At 60.7% G+C, this 12964-nt stretch carries 12 protein-coding genes; 8 read left to right on the top strand and 4 right to left on the bottom strand.

Annotation, left to right across the window (positions count from 1 at the left end):
• The first annotated feature begins 52 nt into the window (after positions 1–52).
• Positions 53–1054, top strand: coding sequence for a class 1 fructose-bisphosphatase (locus RC54_RS18670; RefSeq protein ID WP_058896432.1), 1002 nt, complete (start codon positions 53–55; stop codon positions 1052–1054).
• Positions 1055–1118: 64 nt separating this feature from the next.
• Here RC54_RS18670 and RC54_RS18665 read toward each other — a convergent pair whose 3' ends face one another.
• The 3 genes from RC54_RS18665 to RC54_RS18655 all read right to left on the bottom strand — a co-directional run bounded on the left by RC54_RS18665 (position 1119) and on the right by RC54_RS18655 (position 4179).
• Positions 1119–2675 carry a sensor domain-containing diguanylate cyclase gene (locus RC54_RS18665; protein ID WP_061790225.1) on the bottom strand — a complete coding sequence of 519 codons (1557 nt, stop codon included), beginning with the start codon at positions 2673–2675 and terminating at the stop codon, positions 1119–1121.
• A 111-nt stretch (positions 2676–2786) separates the two neighbouring features.
• Entirely contained in the window at positions 2787–3692 is a 906-nt protein-coding gene (gene rarD / locus RC54_RS18660; protein ID WP_058896430.1) for an EamA family transporter RarD, read from the bottom strand.
• Between the two features lie 169 nt (positions 3693–3861).
• Positions 3862–4179, bottom strand: a complete 318-nt coding sequence (locus RC54_RS18655; protein WP_058896429.1) for a hypothetical protein — start codon at positions 4177–4179, stop codon at positions 3862–3864.
• A gap of 609 nt (positions 4180–4788) precedes the next feature.
• On the opposite strand from RC54_RS18655, the gene RC54_RS18650 reads away from it, so the two are divergent.
• Both RC54_RS18650 and RC54_RS18645 read left to right on the top strand, forming a co-directional pair.
• Positions 4789–5589 (top strand): substrate-binding periplasmic protein, encoded by an 801-nt coding sequence (locus RC54_RS18650; RefSeq protein ID WP_058896428.1) that lies wholly within the window; start codon positions 4789–4791, stop codon positions 5587–5589.
• Between the two features lie 349 nt (positions 5590–5938).
• Entirely contained in the window at positions 5939–7879 is a 1941-nt protein-coding gene (locus tag RC54_RS18645; RefSeq protein ID WP_061790232.1) for a methyl-accepting chemotaxis protein, read from the top strand.
• A gap of 117 nt (positions 7880–7996) precedes the next feature.
• Here RC54_RS18645 and RC54_RS18640 read toward each other — a convergent pair whose 3' ends face one another.
• Complete coding sequence (locus RC54_RS18640) at positions 7997–8245, bottom strand: DUF3297 family protein (RefSeq protein WP_017452221.1); 249 nt, start codon at positions 8243–8245, stop codon at positions 7997–7999.
• Positions 8246–8385: 140 nt separating this feature from the next.
• Between RC54_RS18640 and RC54_RS25410 the strand changes: the two genes are divergently transcribed.
• The 5 genes from RC54_RS25410 (at position 8386) to RC54_RS18620 (ending at position 12945) form a co-directional block, all read left to right on the top strand.
• Positions 8386–8814, top strand: a complete 429-nt coding sequence (locus RC54_RS25410; RefSeq protein WP_164471179.1) for a hypothetical protein — start codon at positions 8386–8388, stop codon at positions 8812–8814.
• Between the two features lie 306 nt (positions 8815–9120).
• Positions 9121–9561, top strand: coding sequence for a FecR family protein (locus RC54_RS18635; RefSeq protein WP_231738731.1), 441 nt, complete (start codon positions 9121–9123; stop codon positions 9559–9561).
• Positions 9554–10138, top strand: a complete 585-nt coding sequence (locus RC54_RS18630) for an OmpA family protein (RefSeq protein ID WP_061790227.1) — start codon at positions 9554–9556, stop codon at positions 10136–10138. Before RC54_RS18635 ends, RC54_RS18630 begins: the two co-directional genes overlap by 8 nt.
• Positions 10139–10217: 79 nt before the next feature.
• Entirely contained in the window at positions 10218–10844 is a 627-nt protein-coding gene (locus tag RC54_RS18625; protein WP_058897623.1) for a LysE family translocator, read from the top strand.
• A gap of 466 nt (positions 10845–11310) precedes the next feature.
• Positions 11311–12945, top strand: a complete 1635-nt coding sequence (locus tag RC54_RS18620; protein WP_058896424.1) for a methyl-accepting chemotaxis protein — start codon at positions 11311–11313, stop codon at positions 12943–12945.
• The last annotated feature ends 19 nt before the right edge of the window (positions 12946–12964 follow it).

The following is a 12964-nucleotide window of genomic DNA, read 5'->3' as shown; positions in this document are numbered from 1 at the left end:
CACTCATTCATTCGATTTATTCATCATAAAAACCACTGCAAGGAAGACCACCATGAAACGTATCAGCCTCACGCAACATCTGATCGAGCAGCAGCGTCTGCACAACAAGATCCCGTCCGAACTGCGCCTGCTGATCGAAGTCGTCGGCCGCGCCTGCAAGTCGATCTCGCACGCCGTGGGCAAGGGTGCGCTGGGCGAAGTGCTGGGCAGCGCCGGCAGCGAGAACGTGCAGGGTGAAGTGCAGAAGAAGCTGGACGTGATCTCCAATGAAATCCTGCTGGAAGCCAATGAATGGGGCGGCCACCTGGCGGCCATGGCCTCGGAAGAAATGGAAACCATCCATCGCATTCCCAACCGCTATCCCAAGGGGGAATACCTGCTGATGTTCGATCCCCTGGATGGTTCTTCCAACATCGACGTCAACGTCTCCATCGGTACCATCTTCTCGGTGCTGAAGGCCCCCGAAGGCATGACCGAACCTAGCGAGCAGGACTTCATGCAACCCGGCACCAAGCAGGTCGCCGCCGGCTATGCCGTCTATGGCCCGCAGACCGTGCTGGTGCTGACCACCGGCGATGGCGTGCATTGCTTCACGCTGGACCGCGAAATGGGGGCCTGGGTGCTGACCCAGAAGGACATCAAGATTCCCGAAGACACCAAGGAATTCGCCATCAACGCCTCCAACCAGCGTCACTGGTTCCCGCCGGTCAAGCGTTATGTCGATGAAATGCTGGCGGGCGTGACCGGCCCGCTCGGCAAGGATTTCAACATGCGCTGGATCGCTTCCATGGTGGCCGACGTACATCGTATCCTTAACCGCGGCGGTATCTTCATGTACCCGGCCGACGCCCGCGAACCGGGCAAGCCGGGCAAGCTGCGCCTGATGTATGAAGCCAACCCGATGGCCTTCATCGTCGAGCAGGCCGGTGGCGCCGCCACCGATGGCCAGCAGCGCATCCTCGACATCCAGCCTGAGAAGCTGCACCAGCGCGTGGCCGTGTTCCTGGGCTCGAAGAACGAAGTGGATCGCGTCACTTCCTATCACCAGCAATAAGCCTGCCCGAGCACGCTGCCGCCCGCCTGATGCGGGCGGTTTTTTTTGCGCTTGAGCGGGCCGCTTATTGTTTTTCGGCCTGCGCCAGGCGCACCTGGTTGCGCCCGCCATGCTTGGCCTGGTAGAGCGCGATATCGGCCTGACCCAGCAGGTCTTCCAGCGTGCGCGCGCCGGGCCCCAGCAATTCCAGCGCACCGACCCCGGCACTGATGGTCACCACGCCGGCCGGATTGCCCCGATGCGGCAGATCCAGAGCCTGGATGCCGGCGCGGATCTTCTCGGCCACCTGCATGGCGCCGGCGGCATCGGTGTCGGGCAGCAACATCACCATTTCCTCGCCGCCGTAGCGCGCCGCCAGGTCACCTGGACGGCGCTGGCGTTCCTTGAGCACGGCGGCGATGCGGCGCAGGCATTCGTCACCGGCCTGGTGGCCGTAGAGATCGTTGTACTGCTTGAAGAAATCGACATCGATCATGATCAGCGAAAGCACCGCATTGCTGCGTAGGGCGCGCCGCCATTCCGCCGCCAGCACCGTATCAAGGTGACGCCGGTTGGCCAGGCCCGTCAGGCCATCCTGGTGGGCCAGCAGTTCCAGTTGCTGGTTGGCCTGGTGCAGCTCGCCCATGACCTGCAGGGCGCGGTCTTCGGCGGCCAGACGCAGATTGATCAGGCCGATCAGACGCACTCCGAAGATGGCGATGATGATCAGCAGCAGCAGCACCGCAGCGCCATATACCACGGTCTGCTGACGCCATATCGCCAGCGCTTCATCGCGCGCGATGGTTACCGCTACCATCAGCGGAAAATCCTGTACAGCCTGGTAGGTCAGGTAACGGTAGCTGGCATCCAGTGGCGAGACGATTTCCGCATGGCCGCTGGGCTGTCCCGTGAGCAGTTCATGCAGATTCGGGTCCTGACTCAGGTCACGATTGATGTAATCGGGTTCGAATGGCTGGCGCGTGAGGATGATGCCAGGGCGCAGGACGAGCAGGATGGAACTGTTGTGCCCGAGATCCACCGTCTGGTACAAGGTGTTGAAGTGTTCCAGTCGCAAAGTGGCCAGCAGCACCCCGGCGAAGCGCCCGTCGGGATGGTTCAGGCGCAGCGACATCGGGATCACCCATTGTGTAGTGCTACGGCTGATGATCGTGGCGCTGATGTGGGGCTGGTCATCCTGGTGGTCGCGGTGATAGTGGAAATAGGCGCGGTCGGCATTGTTGGCATCTCGGGGCGATGGCGGCGAGGAGCTGGCAATGCGATTGCCGTTGGCATCAAAGACGTAGAGTCCGTCCAGTTGTGGCATTTCACTGGCCATACGGCGCAGCAGCGGCCCCATGGCGGTGGTATGCGGGCTACCAATGCCGACTTCATTGATACGGTCGCTGATGTTGATCAGCGCGCCATGGGTGGCCTGGAAGACGTCATAGGCCTGGTGTGCCAGGGTGCGGGCGATGTTGCCGGAATAGATACGGGTATTGTTCACTTGTGCCATGCGTGCCGTCACGCTTTGCCAGACGTGGCTGGCAGCAATGGCCATGCAGATCAGGATGATGAACAGCCGGGCGCGCCGCGCCACAGAGTGGCGCGCAGCCGGTCCCGCCTTTGCCAGCATTGCCCGCATGTGATGTATCTCCCCCGTCCGATAGGCCGGCTGCCTGCCCAGGGCAGCCGTTTGGATCAGTATAAGGAGCCGGCACAGCACCTTGACCGGGATCAGCCCGCGAAAAAGCCCTCAATTCATGGGCTGGACCGCCGGCCGGCGCATCAGTTTGACGCTGTGCAAGGCTGTCAGCAGCACCGATAGCCAGATCGGCACGTAGGTGCCTAACTGCGCCAGGTGTAGGGTTTCGCCCAGCACCGCCATGGCCACCAGCACCAGCAGCACCGGTTCCACGTAGCCGAGGATGCCGAACAGCCCCATGGGCAGCAGCTTGCCGGCGCGCAGGTAGCTGGTCAGGGCGATCATGCTCAGTACCCCCAGCCCCGGCAGCAGCAGCCACATGGCGGGGGTATGCAGGGTGGCGACGGTGCGCGGGCTGGTGGCCAGGGCCAGCAGCGAAGGCAGTGCCAGCACCATCAATTCCACCGCGAAGATCAGCAGCGAATCGATGCGGATGCGCCGACGCAGGATGAAGTAGGGCGGATAGCCCAGCGCCACCGCCAGGGTCGGCCAGGAAAAGGCGCGCGTCATCCACAGTTCATGCGCCACCCCCACGCAGGCACACAGCACGGCCAGGCCTTGCAGCAGGTCCATTTTCTCGCCGTAGTGGAAACGTCCGACCAATACCATCGACAAGGGCAGCAGGAAGTAACCCAGCGACACTTCCAGCGCGCGGCCATTGACCGAACCCCACAGGAACAGCCATTGCTGCAGGGCCAGCAAGGCGGTCATGAGCAGCAGCAATGCGATGCGGGCCGGACTGCCCAGCAGTTCGGCCATGGCCGAGCGCAGCCGCGGCAGGTCGCCGCGCCAGGCCAGCAGGCCTAGTACGCATAGCAGGGTGATGACGATGCGCCAGGCAAAGATCTCGGTACCATCGAGCGGCGCCAGCAAGCGGGTATAACCGGAAAGAAAGGCGAACAGGGAAGAGGCCAGCACGGACAAGCCGATGCCGCGGCCGATATCTTGATGATTCATTACGGGAACCAGGTGCGCCCGGCGGCAAGGGAGAGACGCCGGCAAAGACGCGATTCTACGGCAAGCCGGCGCAGCAGGTGCTGGGCGCGCAAAAAGCCCCGGCACCGGGCCGGGGCTTCAGGTCGGGAAATCAGAGGTCAGAACTCAGAACTCTGAGGTCATAGCTGACTTATGCACCCGGCGAAGTACCCAGCGGCCCATCCTTCAGTTCACGGGCATAGTTGTTAGGGCGGCCATTGGGCATTTCATAGCTCTTGTGATCGACGTATTGACCGTTCTGCCCGCTCTCCTGCAGGGCTGCCGGTGAGGCGGTCTGCTCGCCTTGGTAGTTGTAGTACTGCGACGGCGAGGCAGCCGGGGAGGTCGAATCATATTGCTGCGGGTTGCCCTGCAGGGAGCTGCCACCCTGGTCGTAGGACTGGGCATAGGCACCGCTGGCAAAAGTGGCGGCGGCCAGTACGGCGGCGGTGAGGAAGGTCTTGGTCATGGCTGTTCTCCTTTATCCGGGTTGAGGGGGCGTGGCTGAAAACCTGGATTCATCATAGAAAGCTGCGCACATGGCTACAGTCGGAAAGCCCTGCATGTTCTTGTCGGCGTTTTCGCGCGTGTCCGACAGCCGGATTCGGTCCTTGAGAGAAACGCCGGCGGTGAATGGACTCTTGCAGAAAACGAGATCAATCCATCTCATCCTTGCACATCCTTTATCAATCAAGGTGTCCAGGACAGGCAGCTTGCGAGCTATTCGTCGTGTGGTCGAGCATGTCCGTGTCAGCGCCAAAGCTGACATGCGGGAAGCGATTCGTTACCAAACGTAGCATTGCCTCATGCTGAGTCATGCGAGTTTGTGTGAGGATATTTGCCGACCGGGGTGAGCCTGTAGGATGGCCTGGCCAATGAGCCCAGCGCGTGGGCCGCGTCTTTGTCGGCCTTTGATCTGCAACAAGTCTCGACTGATTGGTTGTCGTAAAAAGGCCAAGCCTCTCAGGCGGCGCGAAATGGACTTTGGTCTAGCCCGTAAGCAGGCTATGCTGAATCAAACATAAAGCCAATGACGCCCCATCGCTGGGCGCCGTGATGAGCAAGCAAGGGGGACCTCATGCAGAAACTTCTGCCCGCTATCATGCTGGTCGCAATGACCATGCCGCTGCCGGTTGCGGCCGCCGACTGTGCCAAGGTGATCATCTCGGCCGACTCCGATTACGCGCCCCTGCACTGGTATGACGGCAAGCGCCTCACCGGGGCCAGTATCGAGATTGCTACTCGTGCATTGACGGCGCTGAAGATTCCTTATGAGGTGCGCTATGTCGGTCCCTTCCATCGCGTGCTCAAGGAAGCCGAGAGTGGCGAAGTCTCCATGGTGGCATCGCTGAAGAACACCCCAGAACGGCAGCAATACCTGGCTTTTACCGCGGTGCCCTTGTTCCGCAATCCGATTGCGATCTTCGTGGCGCGCGACAAGGCCTTTGCCTATGCCGGCTGGAAGGACCTGGTCGGCAAGCGCGGCGCCATCACGCTGGGCAATCAATTCGGTGGAGGCTTCGATGAATTCATGCGCGACCATCTCAGCATCGAGACGGCGCAGAAGGTGTATATGAATTTCACCAAGCTCGATTCCGGTCGTATCGATTACCTCCTCACCGGTTACTACAGCGGCATGATCTATCTCAACCAGACGGGGCAGAGCGAGCGCTTCATGGCGCTGCGCCCCTTCGTCAGCGAAACCGATAATTACATCGCCATGAGCAAGGCCAGTCCTTGCGTGAAGTACCTGCCGCGTCTCAATGCGCAACTGGAGCTCATGCAAAAACGCGGCGAACTGCGCGCCGTGCTGCAAAGTTTCGAAACCGACTTGCGCATCGACCCTGCCACTGCCGAGGAATTGACTCGCACTAAGTAGTCATTGCGGCCTGAGCCGCCACGTAGCCCTCTCATTGCTATGAGAGTTGGTGAGTCTTAGCCTCTTTTTTCACTTATTTCTTTCTGCCAGGAACTCCCATCACTCAGCCTCTGTCTGTGAAGGGCTCGTATTTCCATCGGCACCAGTGATGGGAGACGAGACGGTCGGAATCACACAACAGAAAAATCAGGGGCCGAGAAAATCCTTACGATGGAAACGGTGATCTCGGTAGAATTGCCCGACAGAAAAAAAGCCTCAACCAAGCGGCTCAGCGATGCAACGTGGCGTCCAAGCGCATAGCGCAAGTGGCCAACGATGGCCCTTCCTCCACTCCAACACCAATAAGACCATGCGTTACTGGATCAATCATCTCAAATTCTCACGCAAGTTCGTCCTCATCGGCGCACTCGCTTTCATGCTGTTCATCGTTCCGACTACCTTGCTGGTGCGGGCCAACCTGCAAGACCTGGCTGTGGCCCAGCGCGAGGAACTGGCCATCCAACCCGGCCGCGACCTGTTGTTATTGCTCAAGCAGATGCAGCAACATCGCGGCCTGTCGGCGCTGTATTTGGCCGATGGTGACGGCGCTGCGGCCAGCCGGACCGAACGTCAGAAGGATGTGGAGGCGACGCTGGAACGCGTGCGCACCGGCCTGCTGCTCTTGGAAGACAAGGAGTTGACCGACGCACTGGATCGTCTGACCTCCGAGTGGCGTGTGCTGGCGCAGAGCATCGCCGCCAAGTCCATCAGCGGCGCCCAGAGCAATCAGCAGCACGCGCAATTGATTGCCCGCGAACTGCTGCTCATCGATGACCTGACCAATAGCTCCGGCCTGGCGCTGGAGTCCGAAGCCGCACTGTTCTACGTCCAGCGTGCCGTCATGAGCGAACTGCCGCAATTGACCGAAGCACTGGGCCAGGCCCGGGCCCGTGGCGCGGTCATATTGGGTCGCGGACAAGCCGATGCCGAGGAGCGCGCCCGCCTGGAAAGCTTGGCCGACCGTGCGCGTCGCGCCTATGAGAATGCGCGCCGTTCGCTGTCCATGGCGGCAGGCAAGCACGCCTTGCCGGCGACTGTGGAAGCGGCCCGTGTCGCCGCGGTGGCTGATGCCGATGAAGCCTTCAAACTGGCCGAGAACGCCATCGTGCGCGCCGACCAGTTGACCATGCCGGCTCCGCAATGGGTGGCCACCATGACCCGCATCATCGATACCCAGTTCGTCCTGGTGAACGCCTCCTTCGAGATGATGCGTGATGAACTGCAGGCCAAGATTCCACGCCTGCGCAATGAACTGATCGTGCTATGCCTGGCCCTGGCCGCACTGGCGCTGGCCGCGCTGTGGGTGATGGTCGCTATCACCCGCGCCACCACGGCGGCCATTGCCGATGCAGTACGCCTGACCGAGGCCGTGTCGGCAGGTGATTTGACGCAGCACGTGGAGGTCAAGGGCAGCGACGAAGTGGCGCGCTTGCTGACTGCCATGCAAACCATGACTGCGCAACTGAGCAAGGTGGTGGGCAGCGTGCGCAGCAATTCTGAAAGTGTGGCCACCGCCAGTGCGCAGATCGCGCAAGGCAATGCCGACCTCAGCAAGCGCACCGAGGAACAGGCCAGCGCCCTGCAGCAAACAGCGGCCTCAATGGAAGAACTGGGCTCGACCGTGCAACAGAATGCCGACGGTGCCCGTCAGGCCGGACAACTGGCGCGCGAGGCCGCCGACATCGCCAGCCAGGGCGGCGCAGTGGTGCAGCAGGTGGTGCAGACCATGCAAGGCATCCACGCCAGTTCGGACCGCATCAGCGACATCATCGGTGTCATCGATGGCATTGCCTTCCAGACCAATATCCTGGCCTTGAACGCCGCCGTGGAAGCGGCGCGTGCTGGCGAACAGGGCCGCGGCTTTGCGGTGGTGGCCACCGAAGTGCGCAGCCTGGCACAACGCTCGGCTACCGCCGCGCGTGAGATCAAGGAATTGATCACCGCCAGCGTCGACCAGGTCGGCCAAGGCACGCAACTGGCCGATCAGGCCGGCAAGACCATGGAAGAAATCGTCTCCTCGATTCGCCGCGTCAGCGACATCATGGTCGGCATCAACGCTGCCACCGCCGAGCAGAACACCGGCATCGCCCAGGTCGGCCAGGCGGTCACGCAGATGGATAGCACCACGCAACAGAATGCGGCGCTGGTGGAACAGAGTGCGGCGGCGGCCATCAGCTTGTCGGGGCAGGCTCGCGAGCTGGTGCAGGCGGTGGCGGTGTTCCGAGTGGCATCGCGGGCGCTGGCGGCCTGATGCCTTGAGTCGCAGGATTGATTAGCGTCGCTTCATCGCAGAAAGTGAAAGGCCCGCAGTTCATGCTGCGGGCCTTTGTTTTTGCGGAACAGGAAGAGCTCGGCTGGGAGCCGGCGTTCAACGATAGAAGGGTTCGACCCGGCCCTTGAGCTTGGTCAGCATGGGATTGCCCTTGCGGTCCAGCGCGCGGCCGGCGGGGATCTTGATCCAGCCTTCGCTGATGCAATATTCGCTGACGTTGTTGAATTCCTTGTCGTTGAGCTTGATGCCGATGTCATGCTCGAAGATGGCGGCATCGTAATGCGGGCTGCGGGGATCGACGCTGAGGCGATCGGGGAGGGCGGGGCGTTGTGCGGTGTCGTTCATGGGCGCGATTATCGGATATAAAAACGGGCAAGACAATTGTTTCATACCGGCGCAGCATCCTGCTGGCAGGTCATCCAGGGCCTGTATGCGAACGACCATCCAAGCCACCGGGCATCTATCCCAATTACTTCACCTTGCACGTGACCATCGACAATGCCGCCCGCGGCCACGCCCACAAGGCCGCCGTAGTGCTGCTCCAGACGGCCCGGTTGGCCGATGCACAACAGTTCATATATGGCGTGCAGCGCGCTTACCCAGGCAATGAACTGGGCGCTACCTCCTTGGGGGCGCCCAGAAGGGGATGGGCGGCGCCACTCGGCTATAATGTCTGGCCTTGGCCGCTGGCCCCTGCCGTGTTGCTGCGCTCACCCGCGCCTGCACGTGGGGCGTCCACCGCGGCCCAACCCCGTCACAGCACCGGCATCGTGCCGGTCGTAGGAGAAACCATGAACAACCGCGCAAGAAAACGTCTGATCTATCGCCGTCACCGCATCGGCCTGTTGATCGCAGCCATCGAATCCCTGATGGCCCTGGAAGAGTCGATGCTGCAAGCCAAGCAGGCGGCCTGAGTCTCCTCTTCCGTTTCAGTACTCAGATGAAGCCGGCCCGTAGGCCGGTTTTTTTACGGCCCTATGACCTTGTGCATCCTGTAAAGATCGATTGACGTCTACCCTCATTTTCTGCGAAATTGCTCAACGCCATTTTGTCATCCATCCCCCATATTGCGCGTTCCCGTCTGCTGATAACTGGGCGGGGGTGTGACCCTAGCCATAAGGGGCGGCGTTATCAATCAAGTCATCAATACAACATCAAAGGAACGGGGTATGGGGTGCAGCAGTGTGACCAATGCGACAGTCCAGTTCAGATGGAGAGGCATGTTGCTTGCCTCGGTGTTGCTTCTGGCGTGGGGCGAGGTGGCGGCTCAGGAAAGTACGGCCAGCCTGGCCGCTATCGTCAAGGTATTGCACGGCGATGTACAGACCCAGCGCGGTGGCAAGATGCAGCCGCTCGGCATCGGTACGCGCCTGTATGCGGGTGACCGTGTGGTCACGGGCGCGGCCAGTTCGGTCGGCTTCACCCTGCGCGACGATACCCTGATCTCGCTCGGACCGAACAGCCAGTTCCAGCTCGAACAGTTCGCTTACAACGACACCACCGACGAAGGCAACATCGCCGTGCGGCTCACCAAGGGTACGCTGCGCTATGTTTCCGGCCTGATCGGCAAGCACGCACCGCAACGTCAGCAATTGGCCACCCCTACGGCCACCATCGGTATTCGGGGCACTGACTTCATCGTCGAGGTGGGCGATGAATAAAGTCCTCGTTCTCATGGCGCTGGTGCTGGCCGGCTGCGCCGGTCCCAAGGAAAGATTCGTACTGCTGCCGCAAGCCGATGGTTCGGCCAGCAGTATCGTGGTCAAGACCGCTACTGGTGAAACGACCTTGTCTACGCCGTATGCGGCTACCGAGAGTATCGGCGGCAAGCTCGCCAAGACCGAGACCCTGGCCCAGGCCGATGTCGAAAAACGCTATGCCGAGGTGCTGGGCAGCTTGCCGGCGCGACCGCGCAGCTACGACCTGCTCTTCGAGCTGGGCACGGATCGCCTGACACCGGCATCGCAGGAACTGCTGAAGAAGGCGATGGCCGAGATCAAGGACTTCCCGGCCGGCGAATTCATCCTGACCGGTCACGCCGACAATATCGGCAGCGATACCACCAATGACGCCTTGTCGCTGCGCCGTGCCCGCCTGATCGAGCGCGAACTGCAACGCGCCGAGGTCAAGGCCTTGAGTATCGAGGTCGTCGGCAAGGGCGCGCGCGATCCGCGCGTGCCGCAGAAGCGCGGCGTGCCTGAACCACGCAATCGCTTCGTCGAAATCAAGATACGGTGAGTACGGCGGCGGGATGACTTGCTTCGCGCACCAGACTATTCGGATCTTTTCACATTCACATTCTATGAGTGGATAAATGATGCCCTTGGATACCTTGCTGCTCTTCGTGCCCTCCTGCTTTGCACTGAACATGGCCTTTGGCCCCAATAACCTGCTCTCCATGACCATCGGCGCGCAGCATGGGTTGCGGCCGGCACTGTTGGCGGCAGCCGGACGGTTGGTGGCATTTGCCCTGATGATTGCCATCGCAGCGCTGGGCATGGGCGCGCTGCTGATGGCGTCGCAGATCGCCTTTACGGTGGTCAAGCTGCTGGGGGCCGCCTACCTGGTCTGGCTGGGATGCAAGATCTTCTTTGCCAAGGCGACGGTGTCGGCGCAAGGTGTGGAGTTGGGGCGCGGTGGCATCCGCAGCTTTCTCCGCAAGGAATTCCTGGTGGCCATCGGCAACCCCAAGGCCATCCTGATCTTCACGGCCTTCTTCCCGCAGTTCGTAGTGCCGGGCAATTACTGGGGCAGCTTCCTGCTGCTCGGAAGCATCTTCCTCACACTGGAACTGGTGGCCATCGCCGCCTACGCCTATGCCGGCACCCGACTGTCCGGGTTGCTGCAGAATGCGCGTGGACTGCGCTGGATGAACCGCATCAGCGGCGGCATGATGATCGTCTTCGGCACCATCCTGGCGCTGGCAAGACGACCGGCTGCGTGAGCGCCCGCCTATGGAGTGAAGCAGTGTTTGAGGGATGACAATAATGGGCTCATCTCTTCGCATTACGTGGCATCAGTAATCAAATAAATCGAATAAATCATTTTATTGCGCGAAAAGTGCTGAGAAATTTTGTTTCTTTGCTCTTTTCTGCGAGAAAAATGCGCATCGCTGAACATTCCCCCCAATTTTTACAAGGCACACCTTCCTGCTGATAGAAGGGTTTTAGGGCTGAATTCCGCCTTAAATACAGCTTTCTTGCCGCGATCTATCAGAATCCTCTTCATTTTCTCTGTTGGCTTGACAGCGTCTCCCTTCTTTCTGATGTAAATGGACAACAGAAAAAACATTTATATCGAATTCATTAAATAAATGGTTTATATTGAAGTGGTGATAGGGGGCTGCTGCTCACGATGGGTAGCTTGTTCAATCGGCCTTGGGAATCGAGGCGTTCGGAGGGGGGCGTAACATGAAGATTGCAGATATCAAAATCAGTGTGCGGCTCGGTGCCTGTTTCTCGGCGCTGATTCTCGTGATGTGCGTGATCGCCACGGTAGGTGTGAAGAACCTGTGGGCCGTCACCGATGTCACCGATGAGATCGTCAATGATCGCTACGTCAAAGTGGCGCTGGTCAACCAGATCAGCGAGAAGGTCAATACCGCTGCCCGTGCGATACGCAATGCGATCATCGCGCCCGATGAGGCGACCATGGAGAAGTATCTGGACCGCGCCGTGGGCAACACGCGGGAGGTGAGCGAGCATATGGCCGATCTGGAAAAGATCATCAATACCCCCAAGGGCAGCGAACTGTTCAACAAGATCAAGGATGCCCGCGCCGACTACGCCAAGCCGCGTGACGGGGTCATTGCGCTGATCCGCGCGCAGAAAAAGGCCGAGGCGGCAGACTATCTGTTCAAGGAAGTGATACCGGCGCAGGACAAGTATTTTGCGGCGCTCAAGGAGATGACCGCCTTCCAGGCCGGCATCATGGAAAAGAGCGTCATCAAGAGCCGCGAAACTTCGGCCGATGCGGTCAAGCTGATGGTAGGTCTTTCCAGTGTGGCCATCCTGTTGTCGATCATGTGTGCGGTGATGATTACGCGCTCCATTACCCGCCCGCTTAATGAAGCGGTGGAAGTGGCCAGCGCCGTCGCAGCGGGTGACCTGACCATGCAGATCGCAGCGAGCTCCAAGGATGAGACTGGTGCGCTGCTGTCTTCGCTGAAGGTCATGAACGACAATCTGCACCGCATCGTCACTCAGGTTCGGCAGGGAACAGACACCATCGCGACCGCCTCCGGCCAGATCGCCACCGGTAACCTGGACCTGTCCTCGCGCACCGAGCAACAGGCCGGCGCATTGGAAGAAACTGCCTCGGCCATGGAAGAACTGACCTCCACCGTCAAGCAGAACGCCGACAACGCACGTCAGGCCAACACCCTGGCCGCCAACGCTTCGCAGGTGGCCATCCAGGGCGGTAGTGTGGTGGGTGAGGTGGTGCATACCATGAGTGAGATCAATGAGGCTTCGCGCAAGATCGTGGAGATCATCACCGTCATCGATGGCATCGCGTTCCAGACCAACATCTTGGCCTTGAATGCCGCAGTGGAGGCGGCGCGCGCCGGCGAGCAGGGCCGTGGCTTTGCGGTGGTGGCTTCCGAAGTGCGCACCCTGGCCCAACGCAGCGCGGCAGCGGCCAAGGAAATCAAGTCCCTGATCGATACCTCGGTGGCGCGGGTGGAAAACGGTAGCCGCCTGGTCGAACAGGCCGGCGCGACCATGAGCGAGGTGGTGGCCAGCGTCAAGCGCGTCACCGACGTGGTCGCCGAGATCACGGCGGCCAGTGGTGAACAGAGCGATGGCATCGAGCAGATCAATCAAGCCATCGTGCAGATGGATGAAGTCACCCAGCAGAATGCAGCACTGGTGGAAGAAGCGGCGGCCGCGGCGCAGTCACTGCAGGAGCAGTCGAGCCGGCTGTCGGAAACCGTGGGTATCTTCAAGCTGGGCAGTGGTGACTTCCGTCACGCTACTGCCGCTGCGGCCACGATGATGCGCCATACCGTGGACGTTACGCCGCACCCGGCGGGGCTGCCGCGTTAGCAATCAGTCTGGAAGGGAT

This window comes from Herbaspirillum rubrisubalbicans (assembly GCF_003719195.1).
Taxonomy (GTDB): domain Bacteria; phylum Pseudomonadota; class Gammaproteobacteria; order Burkholderiales; family Burkholderiaceae_D; genus Herbaspirillum; species Herbaspirillum rubrisubalbicans.
The sequence above is the reverse complement of the archived record's forward strand: the minus strand, read 5'-3'. Positions and strand labels throughout refer to the sequence as shown.

Excerpts from the sequence above, each read along its gene's own strand:
- RC54_RS18670 (WP_058896432.1), top strand. The coding sequence starts at position 53 with ATGAAACGTATCAGCCTCACGCAACATCTGATCGAGCAGCAGCGTCTG.
- RC54_RS18665 (WP_061790225.1), bottom strand. The coding sequence starts at position 2,675 with ATGCGGGCAATGCTGGCAAAGGCGGGACCGGCTGCGCGCCACTCTGTG.
- rarD (WP_058896430.1), bottom strand. The coding sequence starts at position 3,692 with ATGAATCATCAAGATATCGGCCGCGGCATCGGCTTGTCCGTGCTGGCC.
- RC54_RS18655 (WP_058896429.1), bottom strand. The coding sequence starts at position 4,179 with ATGACCAAGACCTTCCTCACCGCCGCCGTACTGGCCGCCGCCACTTTT.
- RC54_RS18650 (WP_058896428.1), top strand. The coding sequence starts at position 4,789 with ATGCAGAAACTTCTGCCCGCTATCATGCTGGTCGCAATGACCATGCCG.
- RC54_RS18645 (WP_061790232.1), top strand. The coding sequence starts at position 5,939 with ATGCGTTACTGGATCAATCATCTCAAATTCTCACGCAAGTTCGTCCTC.
- RC54_RS18640 (WP_017452221.1), bottom strand. The coding sequence starts at position 8,245 with ATGAACGACACCGCACAACGCCCCGCCCTCCCCGATCGCCTCAGCGTC.
- RC54_RS18635 (WP_231738731.1), top strand. The coding sequence starts at position 9,121 with ATGTTGCTTGCCTCGGTGTTGCTTCTGGCGTGGGGCGAGGTGGCGGCT.
- RC54_RS18630 (WP_061790227.1), top strand. The coding sequence starts at position 9,554 with ATGAATAAAGTCCTCGTTCTCATGGCGCTGGTGCTGGCCGGCTGCGCC.
- RC54_RS18625 (WP_058897623.1), top strand. The coding sequence starts at position 10,218 with ATGCCCTTGGATACCTTGCTGCTCTTCGTGCCCTCCTGCTTTGCACTG.
- RC54_RS18620 (WP_058896424.1), top strand. The coding sequence starts at position 11,311 with ATGAAGATTGCAGATATCAAAATCAGTGTGCGGCTCGGTGCCTGTTTC.